This is a genomic window from Paenibacillus sp. V4I5 (assembly GCF_030817255.1).
Taxonomy (GTDB): Bacteria; Bacillota; Bacilli; order Paenibacillales; family NBRC-103111; genus Paenibacillus_E.
The window spans coordinates 4,627,501-4,651,136 of record NZ_JAUSZB010000002.1 but is presented as its reverse complement, the minus strand read 5'-3'; the positions used below and the strand labels follow the sequence as shown (position 1 = coordinate 4,651,136).

Genomic DNA, 23,636 nt, shown 5'->3' with positions numbered 1-23,636 from the left:
AGAAAACGCGCGTTGCTCTTTTGCCCAGGCGACCGGCCGTATAGCTCAATGCTCCATTGTGGTTACTCCCACTCGTCGCCAGTTACATTGAGTCTTGATTGATACCTCTATTTTATCGCATTCTACCCCATGTGTAAAGATGTATCCGCAATTCGTATATCTGAAACCTGAGTTATTTGGAGTCTTCGTTTCGTGCACGTATTTTCTGAACCAATTTATCTAAACTCCCGCTGATTTCCTCTGCCGTTCGTCGGTAAATCTCTATGGAGCCTCCATACGGGTCAGAAATATCAAAGTCGGGAATCGCATGTTCAAGTTTAAAAATGCGGCTTCTTTCTTCAACAGACACGGCTTGCGAAAGAGCCTGTTTGAGCTGAAGCTCTGTAACGAGCTGCTCCCTTTCCTCAATCGCCTGTAAAATACGAGCATCATCCTCGACGTACTCTTTGAGCGTAAAAGTTTTCTCAATCGCACTCGGAAACCGCTGGATGACCGTGCGTTTATGCCCCATCGTCATAGTCAAAATGAGATCAGCCCAATTCACTTCAGACTCTTGGATCGCCAAAGAACTAATGGACTCCTTGAAGCCCGCTTCCTGTAAAAGCGATGCACTATTTCGGGAAATTGGACCGCCCGTCACCGCGGATACCCCTGCTGAACGAACCTCCGCCGCAAGTCCTTCTTGGTGCACCCTGATACGCAGCAAACCTTCTGCTAATGGACTGCGGCACGTATTTCCTGTACAAACAAATAGAATTCGCAACATGATTCCCTCCTAATCGTAAACATAAGCTAAGACGAAAACTTTCTATACCAATATTGTATCACAGTAAAAACTTGATCCCAAACGTGAGCAAAATAAGTCCGCCAAACGCCTCGCCATACTCGCCTACCCAGCCGCTTACCCGTCTGCCAACCAACAATCCGGCAATAGATAGCAAGCCTCCAAACAGACCAAAGATCAGCACCGTCAACACAATATCCGTTGCGAACATACCAAGGGATACACCCACGGAAAATGAATCAATACTGACACTAAGTGAAAAGATCGTTAGACCCCAAATTGTCCTATGATCAAAAGAAGCCGCTTCTTCTCCACGAATCGAACTATATACCATATGCGAACCCAAAAGAATAAGCAAACATCCCCCGGCCGCTGTAGCGACATTCCCTAGCAGCAAAGAGACATATTGCCCCATAAACATCCCCATCAAAGGCATAAGAACGTGAAAAATACCAATCACGAAGCTAATTTTCATAATATCAATCAAACGAATACCCTTCATCCCTATGCCAATCCCTAAGGAAAATGCATCCAGGCCCAAAGCAATCGCCATAATAATAATTGTTACCAGCTGCCCAAATTCCACCCCAGATGCGAGCATAGCGCTATCCCCCTTGTCCACGTTTCTCTCTCAAGATATGCGGACAAACAGGGAATCATGCTAGCTAAACACGTACAAGCCGGTGACCTGCTGCTTTACGAAGTCGATTCATAATCGCAAGGCCAATCCCCGTTTCTGGACAACCCTCTGCAGCAATATATTGAATGCCTTCTTGATCAAATTGCCTTAAGGCAGCATATAGATCCTGAGCAATTGTTTCCGGTTGCGATAATGATCCGCAGGCAATAACCAAATCAGCATCGTAACGAGAAGCTCTCTCCTCAAAAGTAAGAATACCCGTTGATTCATCACGTGCCTTGGCCGCATCAATATCGTTTTGAATCCATTCAGCAACAACTTCTGCATCTTCACCTTGAACGATATGCATAAATCCTTTTGGTGCGTAATGTGTATACTTCATCCCCGGAGCACGCGGTGTTTCGGAATCTTGTACCTCTTCCCGCTCTGGCTCATGAATCCGAATAGCAGGCAGTGCCGATTGCAGCTGCTCTGACGTAACACCGCCAGGACGTAGAATGTATAGCTCACCGCCTATAAGCTCGATCACAGTCGACTCGACACCAACCCCAGTTGCTCCACCATCCACAATCCCGCCAATCCGACCATCTAAATCATCTTTGACATGAGAGGCGAGTGTTGGACTAGGTCTGCCTGAGCTATTGGCACTCGGCGCGGCTATAGGAAGTCCCGCTTCACGAAGAAGCTGCAAAGCCACTGGGTGATCCGGAATTCGCACGCCCACAGTCTTAAGACCAGCGGTTACTAACGGCGAAATGCCACCTGTTTTCACAGGCAGCACAATGGTAAGAGGTCCCGGCCAGAAAGCCTCCATAAGCTGGCGATGATCCGCCGTAACACGGTCAGATAGAATTAAACTCGAGAGCTGTTCGACACTGGCAATGTGAACAATCAGCGGGTTATCTGAAGGCCGACCTTTCGCAGAGAAAATCCTTTCGACAGCTGCCGTATTCGTAGCGTCTGCCCCAAGACCATATACAGTCTCTGTAGGAAAGGCTACTGTTTCACCACGTTGGAGAAGCAGGGCAGCTTCAGCTAAATCCCCACCTATCTCGGTCCCTATACCCTGATCCACTTTCCAGTATTTTGTCACGATCATCTATCATCCTAACTTCAAAATAAAATTCTGATCCTAAATGGTAACAGGTGACTTATCTTAGCTTAGCTGAACCACGATACGATCTTCTTCACCATTTCCCAGATAAAAAACTTAACTTGTGGCTGCTTAGCATCAACGGATTCCGTTTTTTCTTCCACTTGTGCATCCTTAACCTCTTTAGCGACAGGGTTAGACTTGTCAGGTTTAGCCGTAGGTGCAACTTTACTGTCTTTCTGTACTGATGTAGGTGTAGGAGATGACTTTACCTTTCCAACATCCTCTGTATTCGCTACAACAGCAGCCGATGCTACCGCTTCTCCAGATAAGGAATCCACGAAACATAATGGCGGAAACAACACACACCACCAGTTCTGACCTTCCCCCGTTCCAATCGTCACGCGCAGCGCTTCATATTCTCCCGCTGGGTACACTTCATTTCCGTACATTTTTGTTGGAAAAGGGACTTTACCGAGCTCAACTGTATGTGAATAGCTATAGCCACGTGCTTGAATCATTTGTCCAACTAGTATATCAAACTCGGGCAAGTGGGCTTTTACTACTTCTCTTGCGTCATCCAGCGATTGGGGTCCAACGACCCACTCCTGCATACGAGCAATAATAGCATCACGAATCTCGCGTTTCAACGCTTGATCCTGCGCCGAATCGGAGTTTGCTAGAATACGTAAGCGAATAGATTCTTCCGGTATCGTAGGCGAAATAACAGCCGCATTTGAACGATTCGATTCCCAACAAGTTATCATAACAATAAGTGCAAAAGCTACTAATAATAAAGATTTATAAGTTTGACGATTAGATCTCTTAACCATGAGGAAAAGCCCCTTTCCCTTCGCTTCTACTAGCCAGTATGGGCAATAAGAGGAGGAGCTAAACCTAGTAATCTATTTAAATTTGTGAAAAATGATAGAGTTGGAGTGTTCGTTCCTATTGCTACGAACTCCCACTATTTATAGTGATCTGATCGCGATCACATGGCGATCAATGCCCTGGAGATCCGACACGAACCGGATCTCGTCCCAGTCAGCGGCGGCGCGCAGCATCGCCGCCACAGCCTCCGCCTGCCGAATGCCCACCTCGAACCCGACCACAGTCGGGATTCGCGGCAGCTGCGGCAGCTGTGAGATCATCCGGCGGTACAGGTCGAGTCCCTCGACACCGCCGAATAAAGCCGTGTGCGGCTCAAACAGCCGCACCTCCGGCTGAAGCGCCGGCAGGTCGCCATCAGGGATATACGGTGGGTTAGACACCAGTATATCCGGCGCGATCCGGCGCGCAATAAAGGGCTCGAGAAGGTCCCCCTCGAGCCACTCCACCCGCGCAGCCACGCCGTGGCGCTGCGCATTCACGCGAGCCATCTCCAGCGCTGCCGCGGAGATATCGCTGGCCGCCACGCGCCACGCAGGGCGCGCGTGTGCCACAGTCACCGGGATCGCTCCGCTCCCGGTGCCCACATCCGCAAGCAGCGGAGCGCCTTGCGCGAACAAACGCGAGCCCTCGTGGAGCAAAGCTTCCACGAGCAGCTCCGTCTCCGGGCGCGGAATCAGCACGGCCGGGCTAACCGCAAAAGGAAGGCCGAAGAAATCCTGCTCGCCGATAATATACTGCACCGGCTCACCCGCGGCCTTCCGATCGACTAGCTGGCGCCATGTTTCCGCCAGCTCAACAGGAAACTGTTCCGGAAAACGGAACAGCAGCTCCGTCCGACTGCAGCTGAGCAAGTGCTGCAGCAGTAGTTCCACACAGGAAGCAGCCTCGGCTACACCGAGCTTCCCTAAAAAAGAAGAAGCCTCTACAAAGGCTTCTCTTAAACTCTTAGCAGCTGTCGACATCACATTGCCTGCTCCCCGTTATCCAAAGCATCGGACTGCGCTGCAATCGTGAGCGCCGAAACGATCTCTGCCATGTCACCATTAAGCACAGTTTCTAAGCGATGCAAAGTCAAACCAATACGGTGATCGGTAATCCGGCTTTGCGGGAAGTTATACGTACGAATCCGCTCGGAGCGGTCACCCGTACCAACCTTGCTTTTACGCTCGCCCGCATATTTCGCTTCCTCTTCCTCACGCATTTTATCGGAAATACGTGTACGAAGTACGCGAAGTGCTGACTCTTTATTCGAGTTCTGCGATTTCCCATCCTGACAAGTCGCTACGATACCCGTAGGTACATGCGTCACACGCACAGCGGATTTCGTCGTATTAACCGACTGACCGCCCGCTCCACTGGAACAGAATGTATCCACGCGAATATCCGCATCATGGATGACAATCTCTACATCTTCCGCTTCCGGCATAACCACTACCGTCGACGTTGAGGTATGGATACGTCCACCTGATTCCGTTACAGGAATTCGTTGTACACGGTGCGCCCCACTCTCATACTTCAACTTACTATAAGCGCCTTTACCGGTGATCATGAAAATAATCTCCTTAAACCCGCCCAAGTCGTTCACAGAAGCATCGAGTATCTCCGTTCTCCATCCTTGCGCGTCCGCATAGCGCGTATACATGCGATACAAATCACCCGCAAACAATGCAGCTTCGTCGCCGCCTGCCGCACCGCGAATTTCGACGATTACGTTCTTATCATCATTAGGGTCTTTAGGCATCATGAGCATTCTAAGTTGTTCTTCCAACTTGGCGGCTTGCTCGCTAAGCTCATCAATCTCCATTTTGACCATTTCACGCATTTCATCGTCCAGCTTTTCGTTTTGCATCACTTTCGCATCGGCCAGCTGTTCGCTCACACTCTTATATTCGTTATAAGCATCATATGCTTCTTGAAGATCAGATTGCTCTTTAGAATATTCTCTAAGCTTCTTCGTGTCACTCGTTACATCCGGGTCACACAACAGTTCGCTTAATTTATCATAGCGGTCCACAATGGACTGAAGTCGATCCAACATATCGGATCACTCCTTTCTTTACTTTTTTTATTAATTACACATTAAATCTGAAATGCATGACGTCTCCGTCATTCACCACGTACTCTTTACCTTCGAGACGCACTTGGCCTTTTTCTTTCGCACCATTCATCGAGCCTGCAGCTGCCAAATCATTATAAGAGACGACTTCAGCACGAATAAAACCACGTTCGAAATCGGTATGAATAACACCAGCCGCTTGAGGAGCTTTCGTTCCCTTGCGGATTGTCCATGCTCTTACTTCCTGTACCCCAGCTGTGAAATACGTGTACAAGCCAAGTTTTCTATAAGCTGCTTTAATCAATCTATTCAAGCCGGACTCTTGAAGTCCCAACTCTTCGAGGAACATCGCTTTTTCTTCTTCTTCCAACTCGGCGATTTCGGATTCAACCTTCGCACTGATCGATACCACTTCGTTGTTTTCGCTCTCAGCAAATTCTTTCACAATTTTAACAAAAGGATTTTCGTCTGCTGTTGCTACTTCATCTTCACTCACGTTTGCCGCATAAAGCACGGGTTTCATGGTCAATAAATGAAGATCGCGCACGAGAAGTTTCTCATCTTCGCTGAGATCCAAACTGCGTGCCGGTTTATCTGCATAAAGCGCTTCTTTAATACGCTCCAAACACTCCACTTCAGCAACAACCTTTTTGTCGCCGCCCTTGAGGTTTTTGCGCGAACGCTCAATCTTCTTCTCTACCGACTCAATATCTGCCAAAATTAATTCAAGGTTAATCGTTTCGATATCCCCGATCGGATCCACTTTACCGGAAACGTGGGTAATATTATCATCTTCAAAACAACGAACAACATGCACAATGGCATCCACTTCACGAATGTGTGCCAAAAATTTATTTCCAAGCCCTTCACCTTTGCTCGCGCCCTTTACCAAACCGGCAATATCAACGAATTCAAAGGCTGTCGGGACAATGCTCTTAGGCACAACGATCTCTACCAGCTTCTGCAATCTCTCGTCTGGTACTTCAACTACCCCAACATTCGGATCGATCGTACAAAACGGATAATTCGCAGATTCTGCCCCCGCCTGTGTAATTGCATTAAACAATGTCGATTTTCCTACGTTCGGTAGACCGACGATACCTGCTTTCAAAGCCATTGTAGTTACAACTCCTTAATTTTCGAAAATCATCCTTCTTATTATATAGCACTTGGAACGCAAAAAAAAGCCTGAAGGCTATTGATTCGCCGCAGACTTTTTTTCCGTTGCTCTTTTAAATTGCGCTTCCCGCTTCTGTACGAAGTAAGTTTCGATCTGATTCGTAAGGATAAAACCCCTTAAGGCATTGGTTTTCTCCTGTGGAATGTCGATATAACTTGCCCCGTAGTAGAAACCATTTTCAACCTTTTCTTTTCTTACAATTTCCATCGAACAAGGCATCGTAAAGCCCAAATCCAGTTCAACTTCGAGCTGTGAATGCTTTTGAACGATCTTATCAATCATAGAATTATCATTCATGGTAAATCCTAAGCCATTAATGGATATATTTTTAATTGAAATGCCAAGTGGATTTTCAAATTGATGTTTATTTCTTTTATTCATATCCTGAAGTCCGAATAAGAGACCTGTATGTTTCACATCCACACGTGGAAACTCCCGTTTTTCTGCGAATTTTTTACGATTTTCTGGTGGATTAATGACAATGACGGAGCCGAATTCTTTGGCAACAACGGTTGTATTCATCACAAACAAGCCGGATTTGGTATAAACCGTCATTTTCGCTTTATCACCAAGTTGAAAGACATCGTATTCCGGTAATTCCACCTCAATAATGTCTCCAAGTGCATAGGTTAGTACGCCAGTGGCTACGAAATCGTCCTTTCCCAACATAGCCTTACTATCGATTAGAACATCAGCGTCATATCCCTCCTTGCTTCCGTAATATTTCATAACGTTATACCCGTTGGCCATTATAATTAATACCTCTCCTTTTACTCAAGTTATTCCCTATATAAAAATAAACTGCCCCTTTATGTAGGAGCAGCCTATTACCTTAATCAAGAAAGCATCGATTTTCGGTAACCAGGCTGCCATAGTTCCAAAGAACCGTAGACCCTCAGCTTTGCGTCCTTGCTTTTCAACAAGTTTGCCATTTTCGAACCTTGCTATTTATTTCTACCTATTCTCGCTCTATATGGTCTAAAAGACCTACTAATATCTATCATTATACCTAGCACAGTTGCTATTATCAACAAAATTCCTTGCATAGCTGTTCTTTTTGTTGTATGTAATGTAGAAAGATTAAATATCCACAGCTTTTCAAGTTATCCACAAACCTATCCACAGGTTGTTAACAACGGAATGAATGTTCGATTGTTATGCACATGTGGATAACAATATATTAGCGAGGTGTCCCCCTGTGGATGAACATATCCCCTGGATGAAAGAAGCGATTCAAGAGGCTCTCAAAGCCGAAGCCATCCTAGAAGTACCGATTGGAGCGGTCGTGGTCCATCAAGGTCAAATCATTGGCCGAGGCTACAATTTGCGTGAAACAACCCTAGATCCTCTCGCTCATGCCGAAATGATCGCCATTAAACAAGCGAGCGAACATCTGCAAGCCTGGCGGCTTTTGGATTGCCAGCTCTACGTCACCCTAGAGCCTTGTCCGATGTGTGCGGGTGCGATTGTCCAATCGCGGATTCCTCAGGTTATCTACGGAACCATTGATCCGAAGGCTGGCTGCGCCGGAACGCTCATGAATTTGCTGCAGGAGGACCGGTTCAATCACCGTGTCGATGTCGTTAGTGGCGTCTTGCAAGAAGAGTGTTCGACGATGCTGACCCAATTTTTCCGTAAATTACGCGGTAAAGCTTAGAAGTTCCTGCATCTAATTCTGCGTCGCCGCTGCCAACTCAGCCAGTTTATTTATCGTACGCAAAATGACGGAAGGTGAAACACCTACGGCTTTGCTGATCTTCTGCTCGATACGCTGGCGCAGCGGTTCCTCCTCCTCCTACGACACAAACAAGACATTACCGGTTTGCAAATACGTTTGCACCTGAGCAAGTCCCGCTGCATCCAGTGTCTTTTTCAATCCGCCATCTTGATTTTGTTCTTTCCTCTACGTTAATAATTAAAGGAAATTAAATTTAATCCCTAACCTATTCTTCATTCAAATGAACATTCCTTGTCCCAAAGAAAAACCACCCTATTCAAAAGGTTGCGCCACGAAAGGCTTCGTGCTATCATAATTCTTACCTTGCGCCCGTAGCTCAGCAGGATAGAGCAACAGTTTCCTAAACTGTAGGCCGGATGTTCGAATCATCTCGGGCGCGTATACTTTCAAAAATCAAAGAAAACGCCAGGTAACGGTTATTAGCCGCTGACCTGGCGTTTATTGTTTTTTAGAAAATACACTGCCTTTAAATTGGATCTATTGTTAGGGGCAATGATTACTTTTTAAAGCTGCATTCATACTTTCTTTAAATTTGTTGATATATTGCTCAAACCCTTTGGAGTCCGAACTGCCGTTTCCGTTGTATGACTCTGCTGCATCTTGCATCTGTTTTGCGTAATTGGTCATAATTTCCCGACAAATAGGTCCTGAAACAGGTAATGTAGAAGTTGGTGTTGGTGTAGGGACCACTGGTAGCTTATTGGGAGTCGACATGTCTGTTGTATCGTTTATCTGCTGGAATCTCCACTTTTTTATATAATCAAACTCTGGTGTTTTGTTCTTGAGAAATTCCTCCGCATCCGTTCGATTTATTGCAATAAAACTCATGACTCTATTATTATGTATGGTACTTACAATCAGCATATCAGCGGGTGAATTGGCAACAAATCTAGATAGAAAGATGATATTATCGTTATTTTTATTTGAATCATTGGATAGTTCTAGATCTATTTTCATATATGGACCATGCTCATTGTAAATAAGTTGAACATTCTTGGCACTATGTTCTTTGGCTTTCGTGTTAAATGACTGAATGCTATTGGCATAGTCTTTTGTAGGATTAGGGAAAGTAAGGTCAACGTTATATTTCTCAGAATCCCACGTTACAGAGGCACCGGTTTGTTTCAATAGATAAAGTGGCACTAGGGTACGACCATCACGTAAAGTAGCTGGCACCTTCTACATGAAGCTCTTTTCCTCCAAACAAAACGTTAACGATTGGATTCGCCATTAAACTCACCGTGAATACTTGAAGCATTTACTACGCCAGCAAAGCAAAGAAACAAAAGAACGGTTGCAATCATTTTCTTTTTTGTCATATACATTAATCCCCTTTTTAAATTTAACGGAAAGTCAGTCTTTAGTATTTCGACATTTGGATATATATCCCTATTTACGGTTTTTTAAACACCAAAAGAACCTACCGCTTTCATGTTTCATGACGGCAGGCTCTTTTATATATCTACTAGTCGGTACAAACGGTCAGTCAACAGCTGCTTTCAATTTACAAGGCGCACCAGTTTCCATCAATCATCCATTTTTGTTAGAGAAATCATGAGGCACGGTAAGGAATATCCAGCCGATTTCCGCTCGTTGTCTTATTTTGCAAACATCCAGTCATAGCCTTGCCGCAATCGATGTTCTATAATAAACGATAGATTTGTTAGTCCTCATTTCAAACCAAGAATTAATTCGAAAGGAGCTTCCACTTCGATGACAAGCATCAAAGCTCCATCCTCCTATCGCATTCCGCTCTTCTGTATCGTCACACTTCTCTTCTGGATGTCGATGTATACGAGCGTTCCCATTATGGCGCCTTACGTAGAATTCCTTGGCGGGAACCACCAGTTGGCCGGATGGATTGTCGGTATGTACGGGATCTCCCAAATGCTGCTGCGAATTCCCGTAGGTATCATGTCAGACCGATTTCATAAGAGGAGGCTATTTATTACCTTTGGCCTGCTATTTACGGCTATAACCGGTTTAGGACTATGGATCACTCATGATTTCACATGGATCCTTATTCTCCGAGCACTGGCAGGCGCAGCCGCGGCAACCTGGGTTGATTTTACCGTATTATTTACGAGTTACTATAAGCATGAAGATTCAACGAAAGCGATCGGAACGATCTCCTTCTTCAATTCACTTGGGCAGGTTCTAGGAATTCTTGCGGCTGGATGGGCGGCAGATTCCTTCGGCTGGGAGGCTGTCTTCATTTTGGGAGCTGTGCTAGGCTTGATGGGTATGATTGGATCACTTTTCCTTGTAGAAAAAGTTGAGCTCGATGCGCCTAAAATTACGATGCGCGGTATCGGTGACGTTGCGACTGACCGTACGCTGCTGTTCGTGTCCTTACTCGCTATCTTGTCGCAAGTCCTCATATTCGCAACGGTTTTCGGATTTACGCCCGTTTATGCAATCGAACTTGGTGCTGATAAATTCTCCTTGTCGATGCTCTCGTTATTTGCCAACATACCGGTAGCGCTAGCTTCCTTATTTGGCGGGCGGCGATGGGCTGTCCGGTACGGGGAAAAGCGCATGATTGTATGGGGTTTTATTCTTATGGGGATATTTACGTTTACGATTCCTTTTACGCATCACCTTTGGGTGCTGATGGTTACACAGGCTTTTGCAGGCTTTGGTCGCGGACTTTCTTTTACGGTACTCATGGGGATGAGTATTAAACATATGCCAGCGGATAAGCGGGCGACGGCAATGGGGTTTTTTCCAAGCCATTTATGGACTCGGCATGTTCATTGGTCCCGTTCTTATGGGCATAATCGGAGATTGGTTCTCTCTGGATCAGGGATTTATTGTGCTGGGTGTACTTGGCGTATTGAGCGCACTTCTGTCTCATTGGTTCGTACGAAGTGCGCCTCCTAAACATCAAGTCAAACCTAGCAGTTCTACTGCAGCACTTTAACATGGGGAACGGATCTTGAAGATTCGTTCTTTTTCTTTTTGAAAGCGTGCAGGGGTACTGAAGGTAACCTTCGTCTATTCATGCGGAGAGGAGGAGAAGCATATTCAGGAACAAGCACTCGTAAAGCGCATATTGAATGGCGATGAGGCAGCATTCCGTGAGCTTGTAACAACATATCGTCACCATTTGTTCCAAACGATCTATGCCATTGTACGTCATGCTAAGGATGCCGAAGATTTATCACAGGATGTTTGGACCCGGATTTATTTCTCCCTCCCTCAGTATCAAATGAAGGGTCTGAAAACTTGGATGACTCGCATCGCGGTGAACCGGGCTATCGATTTCAAACGATCGGCCAGCAGGCGTAAGGAAGAAATGACGGCTGAGATGGGGGAACCCATCCAATCCTCTGGCACTCATCGTTATTTTGAGCATGGTGTGGAACATGAAGTGATGTTAAATGAGACGACTGAGCTCGTGCGTAAGAAGCTCCATCAAATCCCTGCCAACTATCATGAAGTATTAACGGCCTACTATATTCATCATCACTCGTATCAAGATATTGCCAATGCTCATGGGGTAACGGTCAAAACGGTAGAATCCAAGCTATATAGAGCCAAGCAGTGGCTCCGTAACAATTGGAAGGAGGAGGAATTCTTGTGAACCATTATAATGAACAAGCGTGGAAGCAATATGTGGAAGAGCGTCTGTCACCCGATACTTTAAGTGGGATGGAGCTTCACCTATATCAGTGTGATGAATGCTTGACGATGTATATGACATGTTTGGAACAAATGGAAACTGTACTTCCGATCATGGAAAGGGATACGCAAGGGTATGTGGATGCCATCATTGCTCGTACAACAGGAACTAAGCGCTCTTGGTACCACTCTACAATGCTGCATTACGGTATTGCGGCAGCGGCTACACTCATCCTGGTTGCTACCGGCTTCTTTCACGGAATTTCGCAGGAATTGGACACTGTAGGTTCATTTAAACCTGCTAACTCTATAAATACCTCTTCCTCCCTACAAACAGATAAACCGATATCGGACCAATTGTTAAATAAAACACTGACGTGGCTAGACACGTTACAAAATAAATAAAAACAAGGAGGTTATACCTTTAATGCCTAATAAAAGCAGCCTAGTCGCTTTCCTGCTGTCCTTCCTACCTGGAGCAGGTCATCTATATATGAACCGCTTATTCCGCGGGCTCCTATACGGTGGTGGATTCTTTGGATCGTTATTCCTTATCTTCATCGGAGTCGCTTTTTTAAACGCCCCGGATGACTTCCTGATTCTTCTTGCCTTACTGGCCGCCTTAACATGGGTTGTGAATATGCTGGATATGATTATCTTCCTGCTACGCTCACAGCCCTATCGCTTGCCTGGCTCTTACGGGTCTGAGCAGTATGAGCAGAAAGAGCAGCCTTCGTGGGACGCCAATCCTTATTCCACTCGAATGGCTGGTCAACAAGAAAAAACAAAAATTATGCTGCTCTCCTTCATCCCTGGACTCGGACATTATCAGCTTGGGTTAATGCATAGAGGACTTACGGCGATGGTTTCCTTCTTTGGGGTTGCGATATTAGTATTCTTCGTCACCATCATGACGCATAACGAAGGCTTTACTGCCTTTCTGTTGGCCTTGCCAGTTCTGTGGTTTTATACGATGTTTGATGCACTGAAGCAACAGGGGCATAAACAATCGGGGTTAGAGCTCGTAGATCGCAGTATTTTCGAAGACTTCCATTTGGGGGATGACTACGGACGCAAAAATCGGACATTGGCAACGATTATCGCCATTTTTCCAGGTGCAGCTCACTTGTACCTCTCTATGACGAAACGCGGCGTCCAGCTCATGGCGATCTTCCTTTTCTCCATCTATATATTAGATGTACTCCGATTGTCTCTGTTTTTATTTTTGATCCCGATTCTTTGGTTTTTTAGCTTTTTTGATGCCTTGCAGAGCATTACGAAGTACGAAAATGGTACACTGATTGATAAACCGATTATCGAGAATTGGACGGCTTATCAACGCCCCATTGGCATGGTTTTGATCCTACTAGGCAGCTACTATGTCTTGAAAGATGTTGTTGTTCAATTTATGTATCAAATTCTACCTAGCGCAAGGAATTACATGTATTTAATTACGGATTTCAGCCAAACCCTCATAGTAGCCCTGCTGCTGATCGGTGGCGGCGTACGTTTGTTAATGAACCGTAAACAACACGTTACTACGTTTTCGACATTTACGGATGATGCTCATCCATCGCACCAACCATCGAATCCAATGCCTCAACACTATCTAGAAATCGACGAAAAAAAGAACCCCTAAGGGTTCTTTTTTGTCGGTGTTGATGATTTCTTTAAACCATGTTACATGTAAACCTTAGGAAAATCTGCTTATAAAACACGGTAAGTGTCTTTGGCACATCCCCTCCAGCCTGATTATAACAGGTAGAAAAGTCCTCTATGCAACGGTTGTTTCCCTTTCGCTAATTGCTCCAACGGAACCACACCTCTCTGCTCACCGACAAAATATAGTATGTCCGGCTTTGTGGATTTTAAACATTTTGTAAATATTTTTTCTTCGCGATTAGTTAGTTTTCGTGACCGCGGCCTTCTGCATGAGCAGCCCTCGAGTGATTCTGATTCTTCACTTTCTTAGATCCGGAAAGAGGCTCTGGACTATTATTGCGATCACTATTCTTTACCGATCCATTCTCAATAAGATTATCACCTGCGGAATATGATTTTGGTTTAGACATTTATTTGTCTCCTCTATTCTTATCATGGTTTAATGCATCTTGATGTCTATGATCATTGACTTGCTGCTGCGCTTGCTGAGCCTGATGGCTGTTAACAGGGCTAGCCTCAAAATCTTTAGCTACATTCTGCAAATTCTTATCAACCGCTCTTTGTTTGGTCATTGTGAACTCTCCTCTACCCTTTAGGCGTGTGTAACTCTCTGCAAGGCTTGTGCGCATTCATGGATATGGCGAACGTAATCATCCACCAGATTCTGCACAATTTCGCTGGTTTCATCAATGTGTGTAGTGCCCTGCTGCACATCAGTCAGTTCAACCTTAACCTCTCTGTCGTCCACGTAGGTGACTTTAAAATCGATTGTATAGCCCGTATGCCCCGCCGCCATAATATGAACCCTCAGTGCCTGAGGATCGGCCTCATCGGCCCATACACGCGCCTGATCGGTTGGCTGAAGCGTTGTCGGGAGTACCGTCATCCACTCATTTACCAATTCAGCTTGATCAATCGTTAGCTTGTCAGCTTTGCTCATAGGTAACACCTCCACATGTATAAAATGCGGAGCCCACCCGTCTTTTATCCATGTAAAAAAACAACAAAAAAAGCCACACGATTCGTGAAAGAATCGCATGACTTCTTGGTTGGGGTATTACCATGGTTACGGAGAGGGTGGGATTCGAACCCACGGAGACCTTGCGACCTCGGCGGTTTTCAAGACCGCTGCCTTAAACCACTCGACCACCTCTCCACGATAGGTGTCTCCGAGTAGGGAGACAACCTTGTGCAGTGACAAAAAGCATTGTAGCACAGATCTTATAGGAGAATCAAGTGCTATTTTTTTGTAATCACTTTGACATTGTTCATGTAAGGAATGAGAACCTCAGGAACCTGAATCGAACCGTCAGCTTGCTGGTAATTTTCGAGAATCGCAGCCACCGTACGACCAAGCGCAAGACCTGAACCATTCAGCGTATGTACAAACTCCGGCTTCGCCTTCGCATCTCTGCGGAAGCGGATGTTCGCTCTGCGAGCTTGGAAGTCTTCGAAGTTACTGCAGCTGGAGATCTCACGGTATGCGCCGCTGTTAGGCAGCCATACTTCCAGATCGTACGTCTTAGCCGACGTGAAGCCGATATCCCCTGTGCAGAGTGACAACACACGGTAAGGCAGTCTCAGCAGCTGTAGAACGCGCTCAGCATGCCCTGTAAGCTTCTCCAGCTCATCGTAGGAGTCTTCGGGCTTAACGAGCTTAACGAGCTCAATTTTGTTGAATTGGTGCTGTCTGATTAAGCCGCGTGTATCTCTACCTGCAGATCCAGCTTCTGAACGGAAACATGCACTGAAAGCAACAAAATTAACCGGAAGCTGCTCATTCGTGAGAATATCTTCCCGATGATAATTCGTTACCGGTACTTCCGCTGTCGGAATAAGGAAATAATCCGAATTCTCCAGTTTAAACACATCTTCCTCAAACTTAGGAAGCTGTCCGGTCCCCGTCAAGCTATCGCGGTTAACGATATATGGAGGCAGCATCTCTTCGTAACCATGCTCATCGCTGTGCAGGTCCATCATGAAGTTAATCAGTGCTCGCTCCAGCCTTGCGCCAAGCCCTTTGTAGAAAACGAAACGCGAACCCGTCACCTTCGCCGCAGCTTCGAAATCCAGTATGCCCAGCTCTTGCGCTACTTCCCAATGCGGCTTCACTTCGTAATCGAATTGTGGAATCTCGCCTACACGGCGCAGTTCCACATTCTCTTCTTCCGTACGGCCTACAGGAACGCTTGGATGGGGCATATTCGGGATGGAGAGCAAGATCTGTTGTAAGGACTCGTCCAGTACGCGAATCTCGTCATCGAGCTCTTTAATGCGGTCTCCGACGACTTTCATTTCTTGGATCAGCTCATCCGCATTCTCGCCGGATCTTTTGCGCCCAGCTACCTCTTGGGATACTGTATTTCGGCGGTTTTTGAGCTGCTCAGTTTCTTGTAAGAGCTCTCTACGCTTCAAATCTAATTTCGTGAAGCCGTTCAACTCTTCAATTTGTTTACCGCGGTTTTGCATTGCAGCTTGCACAGCTGCCAAATCACTTCGAAGTAACTTTACATCAAACAAGGAGATTCCTCCGTTAGCGCAAAATGGTTAGAATATGGAAGCAAGCACCTTTACCGGCTATAATCCGGTGATATCAAGGTGCTTGTACCATCAATTATGCTTGTCTTTGCTTTACCATGTCTAAGAAATAGCTGTGCAGACGAAAGTCGTCTGTCAGCTCTGGGTGGAACGACGCAGCAAGGAGATGCCCTTGCTGTGCTGCGACAATCTGGCCGTCATACGTAGCCAGTACATCTACCCCAGGTCCCACCTTCTCGATCAGTGGGGCTCGAATAAAGACCGCGCGAACGTTCTCGTCGATGCCTTTGATCGGCAAGTCCGTCTCAAAGCTTTCGCGCTGACGACCGAACGCGTTGCGAGCCACCGTGATATCCATCAGCTCAAGGTGAGCTTCCGGCTGTCCGGTGATCTCTTTCGCGATGACAATCAACCCCGCGCAGGTGCCGAAAATCGGCTTGCCCGCGGCAGAAAATTCCTGAAGCGCATCAATGAAACCATAGGTGCGCATTAACTTGCCGATTGTCGTACTCTCTCCACCAGGTAAAATAATCCCATCAAGATCAGCTAACTGCTCGGTTCGTTTGACAACGACGCCTTCGGCGCCAGCCTTCTCGATCCCACGAATATGTTCTGCTACCGCGCCTTGCAGCGCGAGAACTCCGATCTTCGTCATTACCAGCCGCGCTCCTGCATACGCTCGGAAGCTTGAAGCTTGGAAATTTCGATTCCCTTCATAGGGGCACCCAGGTTTTTGGAGATTTCTGCAATTAATTTATAGTCTGTGTAGTGAGTTACAGCTTCAACAATCGCTTTCGCGAATTTCTCTGGGTTATCGGATTTGAAAATACCAGATCCAACAAATACACCGTCAGAACCAAGGTGCATCATAAGCGCTGCGTCAGCAGGTGTGGAAACACCACCAGCTGCGAAGTTAACAACAGGCAATTTACCTGTTTCGTGAACTTGTAGAAGCAACTCATAAGGAGCGCCAAGTGTTTTTGCTTCAAACATCAATTCATCCTTGGACATCCCTTGGATTTTCCGAATTTGACCTTGAATTGTACGCATATGACGAACAGCTTCTACGATATTACCAGTTCCTGGCTCACCTTTGGTACGAAGCATGGAAGCACCTTCACCGATACGACGCAAAGCTTCACCAAGATCGCGGCAACCACATACGAAAGGAACCGTGAAATCACGTTTGTTGATGTGGAATACTTCATCCGCAGGTGTAAGTACTTCACTCTCATCGATATAATCAACGCCTAGGGATTCAAGAATTTTCGCTTCAACGAAGTGTCCAATTCTTGCTTTCGCCATGACTGGAATGGATACTACACTCATCACATCTTCAACAATTGAAGGGTCAGCCATACGGGATACGCCACCAGCTGCACGAATGTCAGCGGGAACGCGCTCAAGCGCCATAATAGCGGATGCACCAGCTGCTTCTGCGATTTTAGCTTGCTCAGCGTTCATAACGTCCATGATGACGCCGCCTTTTTGCATTTCGGCCATTCCAGTTTTAACGCGGGAAGTTCCTGTTTCCATTCTTTATTTCCTCCTATAGCTTGTATGCCAATTTCATGCAGTTTCCTACACGATTCGATTGTAAATCTTCTAAACAATTATTTTACATGAAGGAGGGGTAATATACAACCCATTTTCTGGTCTAGGAGCCGCCTTTAATCCCTTTAAACATATCGCTGAAGAAGTTTTTGAAGGAGCGGAACAAGAGACGAATCCAGCTGCCTTTTTGAACATCATCATTGGCAATTAGATCAACCGTTTTTTCTTGCCCATTGTAGCTTACCTTCACTTTGCCGAGCGTATCGCCCTTCGTAATAGGTGCTACGAGCTTGCTCTCTTCAAGAGGCTCTGCCGTAATTTTAAAATCTGTATCTTTCGCACCTTTTCGAGCGATGAACGTTAGACCCGTCTTTGTCACTAGAGGCACTTGTGTTTGAACACCTTTCTTAATGTTTACGATTTTCAAGGAATCTATTTCTTGCTTCGCATTTAGGAAAGGTTTTATTTCGAAATTATTGAATCCATAATCGAGCAGCTTTCTCGTTTCGTTGAAACGTTCCGGTTCTGTTTTGGTACCCATAACAACAGTGATAATACGCATTCCGTTTCGTTCAGCTGTCCCTGTAAAACAGTACCCTGCATCATCGGTAGAACCCGTTTTCAAACCATCCAGTCCTTGATAAGCATACTTTTTCAAATTGGTGTTGCTCTGATTTCCTTCTAGCATCCAGTTCCAATTAATCATTGGTGTTTTATCTGTAGCTCTTAATTTTAAAGTTGGGATTTTCGTAAATTCAAGAATTTCTTTATGATCCTTAAGGATATTATAGGCAAGAATGCCGGCATCTCGCGCAGTCATTTTGGTCTCACCTTCAATAGATGCTGGTGGATTTTTGAGATCGGCACGTGAAAGCCCAGTAGCGCTAATGAAATGAGCCTTGTCCGACATACCTAGTTGTTTGGCTTTCTCGTTCATCATCTTCGCAAAATTCTCTTCCGTACCTCCTAGCAATTCAGCAAAAGCCACGGAAGCGTCATTCGCAGAATAGATCGACATCGCATTAAACATATCTTTGAAAGTCAGGGTTTCATTTTCCGCAATCAGTTGTCCAGACCCAATCACGTCCGCAGCATTTTTGCTTGCAGTCACTGGCGAATCCCATTTGAATTTACCTTCTTTAATACTCTCCAAAGCCAGATACTCAGTCATCATTTTGGCCATACTTGCTGGTGGGAAAGCTTCATCGGCATTTAATTCATAGAGCACAGCTCCTGTGCTCGCTTCCATAATAATCGCAGATTTAGCTACTGGTTTAGGTTCATTGAGTGCAGGCGTTGCTGCTGTTGAGGCTGCTGGTGCAGTCGTGGTTGCTGGTGCTTTGGTATCCTCGGCATATGCTGGTTGTATATGTAAAAGTAAGGATTGAGCAATTAAACTGACACCTAACACCAAAGCAACCTTTTTCTTTGTAAAACTTAAAAATCTCACAATTTCACTCTCCTAATGATGTAATAATACGTTATATTGTACCACACCCCATTAGACAAAAAAAAGAAGACGTAGGTTCATTTCCCACGCCTCCAAATTCATCCATATTGTGACAATTATAACGAGTAATTAGGTGCTTCTTTGGTAATTTGAATATCATGCGGATGACTTTCTTTTAAACCTGCACCCGTAATTCGAATAAACTGGGTATCATTAATAAGTTCTTGAATATTGCGAGCACCACAGTACCCCATACCTGAACGTAGACCGCCCACTAGTTGATACACTGTATCCGCCATTGGCCCTTTATAAGCGACACGACCCTCTATACCCTCAGGAACAAGCTTGCTCTCGTTCTCTTGGAAATAACGGTCCTTGCTGCCTTCCTTCATCGCCCCTAATGAGCCCATACCCCGATACACCTTGAATTTACGCCCTTGGAAAATTTCCGATTCACCAGGACTCTCATCCGTTCCAGCAAAAAGACTACCGATCATAACCGCACTAGCCCCGGCCGCGATCGCTTTGACAACATCACCGGAGTACTTAATACCGCCATCTGCGATAATAGGAACGCCAAACTCTGCTGCAGCTTGCGCACAATCATAAATAGCTGTAATCTGAGGAACACCAATCCCTGCAATAACCCTTGTTGTACAAATGGATCCAGGACCAATTCCTACCTTCACCATGGATGCTCCAGCCTTAATGAGGTCACGTGTACCGTCACCTGTAGCTACATTTCCTGCGATGATTGGCAGTTCCGGATATTGTGATCTAAGCTTTTTCACGGTTTCTGCGATATTAATGTGATGACCATGCGCAGAATCTACGACAATCACGTCAATGCCCGCTTTAACAAGAGCTGCAGCTCTCTCCATAACGTCCTTAGAAACACCTACAGCTGCGCCTGCGAGTAAACGACCCTGTGCATCCTTAGCGGAGTTAGGAAACTGAATGGCCTTCTCAATATCCTTAATAGTGATTAAACCTTTAAGCTCAAAATTCTCATCGACCAAAGGCAATTTCTCAATTTTATGTTTTTGAAGAATGCCTTCTGCTTGTTGAAGTGTGGTCCCCACAGGAGCCGTAACCAAATCTTCCTGAGTCATTACTTCTTTGATTTTGATGGAATAATCATGTACAAAGCGCAGGTCGCGGTTCGTTAAAATCCCCACCAGCTTGTTTGCTTCATTCACAATCGGTACACCAGATATACGGTATTTCGCCATCAACTCTTCCGCGTCATAAACATGATGCTCGGGTGTTAGTGAGAAAGGATTCGTGATAACGCCACTCTCTGATCTCTTAACACGGTCAACATGCTCAGCTTGAAGCTCAATCGGCATATTCTTATGAATAATCCCGATACCGCCTTCTCGTGCCATTGCAATCGCAAGCGCAGATTCCGTAACAGTATCCATAGCAGAGCTAATAAACGGGATATTTAATTTCACGTGAGGCGCGAGTACGGTAGAAACGTCGATCTCCTTACCGAACACTTCAGACTTTCTCGGCACCAACAATACATCATCAAACGTTAAGCCTTCCTTACCAAACTTGTCTTCCCTCACAACACGTATTCCTCCTTAGAGCTCTCTATGAAAGAAAGCTTTATTCGAATGAATCTTCTCATTCGTTTTGTTTATGATTGCAATCTTAACAAAAGCCTATTTTTCGTGTCAAGGAAAAGGACAAGTCTACCGGATAACCTTCTGCCCGAATAAGTCAATTCCGTTAACGATACGAATACGTGCTGCTCGAGTTCCACAACAAAAATTGTTCCACGCCTTGCTCCCTTGCCGCCTTAATTTGCTCCATAACATCAATAGCCCCATATTTCTTATGTGGTTTCACCCAAGTGGCTGTAAAATCTTGATACCACGGTCTAATTTCCGCAATTTGGCTATCTGATTTCAGTAAAAGTTGGTTCTTCCCATTTGCATCGCTGATTGCTTTACGAATAACCGCATAAGGTTGTAAATCAGGATTCTTAATCCCATATACACCGCTAGAATAATGAGAGGGATACAACATAGGTGAAATATAATGCACCTGCTTACTGATCATCGACCAATCTTGTCCAATACCCATATCATTATCAGACGAAGTTGTTAATCCAAAGACATCGGCAGATAAATAAGTTCTTTCACCAATTTGTTCTTTGGCTTTCTTGAGGAAATTCTCGATTACCTGTGCTTTGGTCCATTTATTAGGGTTATCGAATTTGACCTCCTGATCCACTTTCTTGCCGTTCTCAGGAAATCTCACATAATCAAACTGGATTTCATCAAAACCTAATAAAGCTGCTTCCTTAGCAACTTGAATGTTATAATCCCACACTTCTTCCTTATAGGGGTCAACCCAAGCCGTTCCTTTACTATCCTTCCACACGTTACCCGCTTGAGTCATCATCGCATAATTACTTTTTTTCATGCTTAAATATGGATCTTTAAAAACAACGACTCGCGCAATCGTATATATGTGCTTCTCCTTTAATCTTAGAAGCTTGGCTTTCAAATCACGAATAATAACATGGCTATTAGCCCCTATCTCATTCACCAAAGGAATCGCTGACGGATATGTAACTTGTCCCGAATCGTTCTTAACATCGATAACCATCGCATTCAGATCAGTTTGATCCACAAGGTCAACCAGCTGCTCAAATTTATTACCTACCGCTGACCAGGCAGATACGTAAATCCCTTTTACAATCTGCTTAGTGGGTTTTTGAGGCGTGTTCTTGACGTCATCTAATGACAGTAGCTTCTCTTCATTGCTTGAGATAGGCAATGTCTTTCCTAAATTGTTTAAAGCGCCGAGCGGATCTGTACCATCCTTGATCGAGTCCATCTTCGCAGAGCAGCCACTTACCATCTGTATCAAAAAGAAACCAAGAAGTAAAACACCCAAATATCTCCTGTATATCGATGCACCCATACCAATCCCTCCTCATAGGGCTAGTATGGTTTAATATGTCGTTTTGTACTGATGTAAAAAAAGAGTCTTTCTGGAATTTCTTCCAAAAAGACTCTTTATCTTTTGCTTGGCAACGTTCTACTCTCCCAGAACCCTGCGGTTCAAGTACCATCGACGCTGGAGGGCTTAACGGTCGTGTTCGAGATGGGAACGCGTGGGTCCCCTCCGCCATCATCACCAAACAGTCAAAGCGTGTTTGCGCCTTGAAAACTAGATACGAAACTTGCGTAAAGTTAGAATTTTAGGTTTATTGGTTAAGCCCTCGACCGATTAGTATTCGTCAGCTGCATGCATTGCTGCACTTCCACCTCGAACCTATCAACCTCGTCGTCTACAAGGGGTCTTACATACTGGGAAATCTCATCTTGAGGGGGGCTTCGCGCTTAGATGCTTTCAGCGCTTATCCCCTCCGTACATAGCTACCCAGCGATGCCTCTGGCGAGACAACTGGTACACCAGCGGTACGTCCATCCCGGTCCTCTCGTACTAAGGACAGCTCCTCTCAAATTTCCTACGCCCGCGACAGATAGGGACCGAACTGTCTCACGACGTTCTGAACCCAGCTCGCGTACCGCTTTAATGGGCGAACAGCCCAACCCTTGGGACCTACTTCAGCCCCAGGATGCGATGAGCCGACATCGAGGTGCCAAACCTCCCCGTCGATGTGGACTCTTGGGGGAGATAAGCCTGTTATCCCCAGGGTAGCTTTTATCCGTTGAGCGATGGCCCTTCCATTCGGTACCACCGGATCACTAAGTCCGACTTTCGTCCCTGCTCGACTTGTAGGTCTCGCAGTCAAGCTCCCTTATGCCTTTGCACTCTGCGAATGATTTCCAACCATTCTGAGGGAACCTTTAAACGCCTCCGTTACATTTTAGGAGGCGACCGCCCCAGTCAAACTGCCCACCTGACACTGTCCCCATACCGGATCACGGTACTAGGTTAGAACTCCGATACGATCAGGGTGGTATCCCAACGATGCCTCCACCCAAGCTGGCGCTCAGGCTTCAAAGGCTCCCACCTATCCTGTACAGATCGTACCAAAGTCCAATATCAAGCTGCAGTAAAGCTCCATGGGGTCTTTCCGTCTTGTCGCGGGTAACCTGCATCTTCACAGGTATTAAAATTTCACCGGATCTCTCGTTGAGACAGCGCCCAAGTCGTTACGCCATTCGTGCGGGTCAGAATTTACCTGACAAGGAATTTCGCTACCTTAGGACCGTTATAGTTACGGCCGCCGTTTACTGGGGCTTCAATTCATAGCTTCGGAACCGAGGTCCCTAACCACTCCTCTTAACCTTCCAGCACCGGGCAGGCGTCAGCCCGTATACTTCGCCTTGCGGCTTCGCACAGACCTGTGTTTTTGCTAAACAGTCGCTTGGGCCTTTTCACTGCGGCCCCCTCGGGCTATTCACCCTACCGAGGCACCCCTTCTCCCGAAGTTACG

At 45.8% G+C, this 23,636-nt stretch carries 24 protein-coding genes, 2 tRNA genes, 2 rRNA genes, 1 pseudogene and 2 riboswitches (1 of these 31 running past the window's edge); of the genes and pseudogenes, 7 read left to right on the top strand and 22 right to left on the bottom strand.

Annotation, left to right across the window (positions count from 1 at the left end):
* Positions 1 to 15 precede the first annotated feature (15 nt).
* Positions 16 to 96: riboswitch (ZMP/ZTP riboswitch) on the bottom strand.
* Between the two features lie 76 nt (positions 97 to 172).
* The 8 genes from QFZ78_RS23235 to QFZ78_RS23200 all read right to left on the bottom strand — a co-directional run bounded on the left by QFZ78_RS23235 (position 173) and on the right by QFZ78_RS23200 (position 7,394).
* Positions 173 to 766 carry a low molecular weight protein arginine phosphatase gene (locus QFZ78_RS23235; RefSeq protein WP_307551055.1) on the bottom strand — a complete coding sequence of 198 codons (594 nt, stop codon included), beginning with the start codon at positions 764 to 766 and terminating at the stop codon, positions 173 to 175.
* 58 nt (positions 767 to 824) lie between these two features.
* Entirely contained in the window at positions 825 to 1,385 is a 561-nt protein-coding gene (locus QFZ78_RS23230; protein WP_307551053.1) for a manganese efflux pump MntP, read from the bottom strand.
* 64 nt (positions 1,386 to 1,449) lie between these two features.
* Complete coding sequence (locus tag QFZ78_RS23225) at positions 1,450 to 2,523, bottom strand: L-threonylcarbamoyladenylate synthase (RefSeq protein WP_307551051.1); 1,074 nt, start codon at positions 2,521 to 2,523, stop codon at positions 1,450 to 1,452.
* 62 nt (positions 2,524 to 2,585) lie between these two features.
* Positions 2,586 to 3,350, bottom strand: coding sequence for a stage II sporulation protein R (gene spoIIR / locus QFZ78_RS23220; RefSeq protein ID WP_307551049.1), 765 nt, complete (start codon positions 3,348 to 3,350; stop codon positions 2,586 to 2,588).
* Between the two features lie 138 nt (positions 3,351 to 3,488).
* Positions 3,489 to 4,370 carry a peptide chain release factor N(5)-glutamine methyltransferase gene (prmC, locus tag QFZ78_RS23215; protein ID WP_307551047.1) on the bottom strand — a complete coding sequence of 294 codons (882 nt, stop codon included), beginning with the start codon at positions 4,368 to 4,370 and terminating at the stop codon, positions 3,489 to 3,491.
* Complete coding sequence (prfA, locus tag QFZ78_RS23210; protein WP_057303717.1) at positions 4,370 to 5,446, bottom strand: peptide chain release factor 1; 1,077 nt, start codon at positions 5,444 to 5,446, stop codon at positions 4,370 to 4,372. Before prfA ends, prmC begins: the two co-directional genes overlap by 1 nt.
* 34 nt (positions 5,447 to 5,480) lie before the next feature.
* Complete coding sequence (gene ychF, locus QFZ78_RS23205) at positions 5,481 to 6,581, bottom strand: redox-regulated ATPase YchF (protein WP_307551044.1); 1,101 nt, start codon at positions 6,579 to 6,581, stop codon at positions 5,481 to 5,483.
* A gap of 78 nt (positions 6,582 to 6,659) precedes the next feature.
* A complete protein-coding gene (locus tag QFZ78_RS23200; RefSeq protein WP_307551042.1) occupies positions 6,660 to 7,394 on the bottom strand; it encodes a PilZ domain-containing protein in 735 nt (244 codons plus the stop codon).
* Positions 7,395 to 7,497: 103 nt separating this feature from the next.
* Positions 7,498 to 7,584, bottom strand: a riboswitch (cyclic di-GMP riboswitch).
* 279 nt (positions 7,585 to 7,863) lie between these two features.
* On the opposite strand from QFZ78_RS23200, the gene tadA reads away from it, so the two are divergent.
* Positions 7,864 to 8,301 carry a tRNA adenosine(34) deaminase TadA gene (gene tadA, locus QFZ78_RS23195; protein ID WP_307555854.1) on the top strand — a complete coding sequence of 146 codons (438 nt, stop codon included), beginning with the start codon at positions 7,864 to 7,866 and terminating at the stop codon, positions 8,299 to 8,301.
* A 138-nt stretch (positions 8,302 to 8,439) separates the two neighbouring features.
* Here the strand turns inward: tadA and QFZ78_RS38630 are convergent, their stop codons facing one another.
* Positions 8,440 to 8,520 carry a DUF1697 domain-containing protein gene (locus tag QFZ78_RS38630; protein ID WP_373460450.1) on the bottom strand — a complete coding sequence of 27 codons (81 nt, stop codon included), beginning with the start codon at positions 8,518 to 8,520 and terminating at the stop codon, positions 8,440 to 8,442.
* Positions 8,521 to 8,687: 167 nt separating this feature from the next.
* On the opposite strand from QFZ78_RS38630, the gene QFZ78_RS23190 reads away from it, so the two are divergent.
* A tRNA-Arg gene (locus QFZ78_RS23190) sits at positions 8,688 to 8,761 on the top strand.
* A 104-nt stretch (positions 8,762 to 8,865) separates the two neighbouring features.
* Here the strand turns inward: QFZ78_RS23190 and QFZ78_RS23185 are convergent.
* A complete protein-coding gene (locus QFZ78_RS23185) occupies positions 8,866 to 9,558 on the bottom strand; it encodes a stalk domain-containing protein (protein WP_307551040.1) in 693 nt (230 codons plus the stop codon).
* Positions 9,559 to 10,095: 537 nt separating this feature from the next.
* Between QFZ78_RS23185 and QFZ78_RS23180 the strand changes: the two are divergent.
* The 5 genes and pseudogenes from QFZ78_RS23180 to QFZ78_RS23165 form a co-directional block, all read left to right on the top strand.
* A pseudogene (locus QFZ78_RS23180) lies at positions 10,096 to 11,103 on the top strand (MFS transporter); the annotation flags it as partial.
* Positions 11,104 to 11,131: 28 nt separating this feature from the next.
* A complete protein-coding gene (locus QFZ78_RS38625) occupies positions 11,132 to 11,305 on the top strand; it encodes a hypothetical protein (protein WP_373461061.1) in 174 nt (57 codons plus the stop codon).
* Positions 11,306 to 11,437: 132 nt separating this feature from the next.
* Positions 11,438 to 11,968, top strand: coding sequence for a sigma-70 family RNA polymerase sigma factor (locus tag QFZ78_RS23175; RefSeq protein ID WP_307551036.1), 531 nt, complete (start codon positions 11,438 to 11,440; stop codon positions 11,966 to 11,968).
* Complete coding sequence (locus QFZ78_RS23170; protein WP_307551035.1) at positions 11,965 to 12,411, top strand: hypothetical protein; 447 nt, start codon at positions 11,965 to 11,967, stop codon at positions 12,409 to 12,411. Before QFZ78_RS23175 ends, QFZ78_RS23170 begins: the two co-directional genes overlap by 4 nt.
* 22 nt (positions 12,412 to 12,433) lie before the next feature.
* Positions 12,434 to 13,645 (top strand): hypothetical protein, encoded by a 1,212-nt coding sequence (locus tag QFZ78_RS23165; protein ID WP_307551033.1) that lies wholly within the window; start codon positions 12,434 to 12,436, stop codon positions 13,643 to 13,645.
* 265 nt (positions 13,646 to 13,910) lie between these two features.
* On the opposite strand, the gene QFZ78_RS23160 is transcribed toward QFZ78_RS23165, so the two are convergent.
* From QFZ78_RS23160 to QFZ78_RS23105, 12 genes are all read right to left on the bottom strand, one after another.
* Complete coding sequence (locus QFZ78_RS23160; RefSeq protein WP_307551031.1) at positions 13,911 to 14,078, bottom strand: small acid-soluble spore protein P; 168 nt, start codon at positions 14,076 to 14,078, stop codon at positions 13,911 to 13,913.
* Positions 14,079 to 14,240, bottom strand: coding sequence for a hypothetical protein (locus tag QFZ78_RS23155; RefSeq protein WP_307551030.1), 162 nt, complete (start codon positions 14,238 to 14,240; stop codon positions 14,079 to 14,081).
* A gap of 20 nt (positions 14,241 to 14,260) precedes the next feature.
* Positions 14,261 to 14,608: a hypothetical protein gene (locus QFZ78_RS23150; RefSeq protein ID WP_307551029.1), complete on the bottom strand. Its 348-nt coding sequence runs from the start codon at positions 14,606 to 14,608 to the stop codon at positions 14,261 to 14,263.
* A 129-nt stretch (positions 14,609 to 14,737) separates the two neighbouring features.
* Positions 14,738 to 14,824, bottom strand: a tRNA-Ser gene (locus QFZ78_RS23145).
* Positions 14,825 to 14,907: 83 nt separating this feature from the next.
* A complete protein-coding gene (gene serS, locus QFZ78_RS23140; protein WP_307551027.1) occupies positions 14,908 to 16,188 on the bottom strand; it encodes a serine--tRNA ligase in 1,281 nt (426 codons plus the stop codon).
* Between the two features lie 94 nt (positions 16,189 to 16,282).
* Positions 16,283 to 16,861 carry a pyridoxal 5'-phosphate synthase glutaminase subunit PdxT gene (pdxT, locus tag QFZ78_RS23135; protein WP_261303411.1) on the bottom strand — a complete coding sequence of 193 codons (579 nt, stop codon included), beginning with the start codon at positions 16,859 to 16,861 and terminating at the stop codon, positions 16,283 to 16,285.
* On the bottom strand, positions 16,861 to 17,742 hold the full coding sequence (pdxS, locus tag QFZ78_RS23130) for a pyridoxal 5'-phosphate synthase lyase subunit PdxS (RefSeq protein WP_307551025.1): 882 nt from the start codon (positions 17,740 to 17,742) through the stop codon (positions 16,861 to 16,863). The genes pdxT and pdxS overlap by 1 nt, the downstream gene beginning before the upstream one ends.
* A 121-nt stretch (positions 17,743 to 17,863) precedes the next feature.
* Positions 17,864 to 19,210, bottom strand: coding sequence for a D-alanyl-D-alanine carboxypeptidase family protein (locus tag QFZ78_RS23125; protein ID WP_307551023.1), 1,347 nt, complete (start codon positions 19,208 to 19,210; stop codon positions 17,864 to 17,866).
* A gap of 116 nt (positions 19,211 to 19,326) precedes the next feature.
* Entirely contained in the window at positions 19,327 to 20,784 is a 1,458-nt protein-coding gene (gene guaB, locus QFZ78_RS23120; RefSeq protein ID WP_307551021.1) for an IMP dehydrogenase, read from the bottom strand.
* A 163-nt stretch (positions 20,785 to 20,947) separates the two neighbouring features.
* Positions 20,948 to 22,150 carry a putative glycoside hydrolase gene (locus QFZ78_RS23115; protein ID WP_307551018.1) on the bottom strand — a complete coding sequence of 401 codons (1,203 nt, stop codon included), beginning with the start codon at positions 22,148 to 22,150 and terminating at the stop codon, positions 20,948 to 20,950.
* 104 nt (positions 22,151 to 22,254) lie between these two features.
* Positions 22,255 to 22,371: ribosomal RNA gene (rrf, locus tag QFZ78_RS23110) — 5S ribosomal RNA — on the bottom strand.
* A 68-nt stretch (positions 22,372 to 22,439) separates the two neighbouring features.
* Positions 22,440 to 23,636: ribosomal RNA gene (locus tag QFZ78_RS23105) — 23S ribosomal RNA — on the bottom strand (it continues 1,723 nt past the right edge of the window).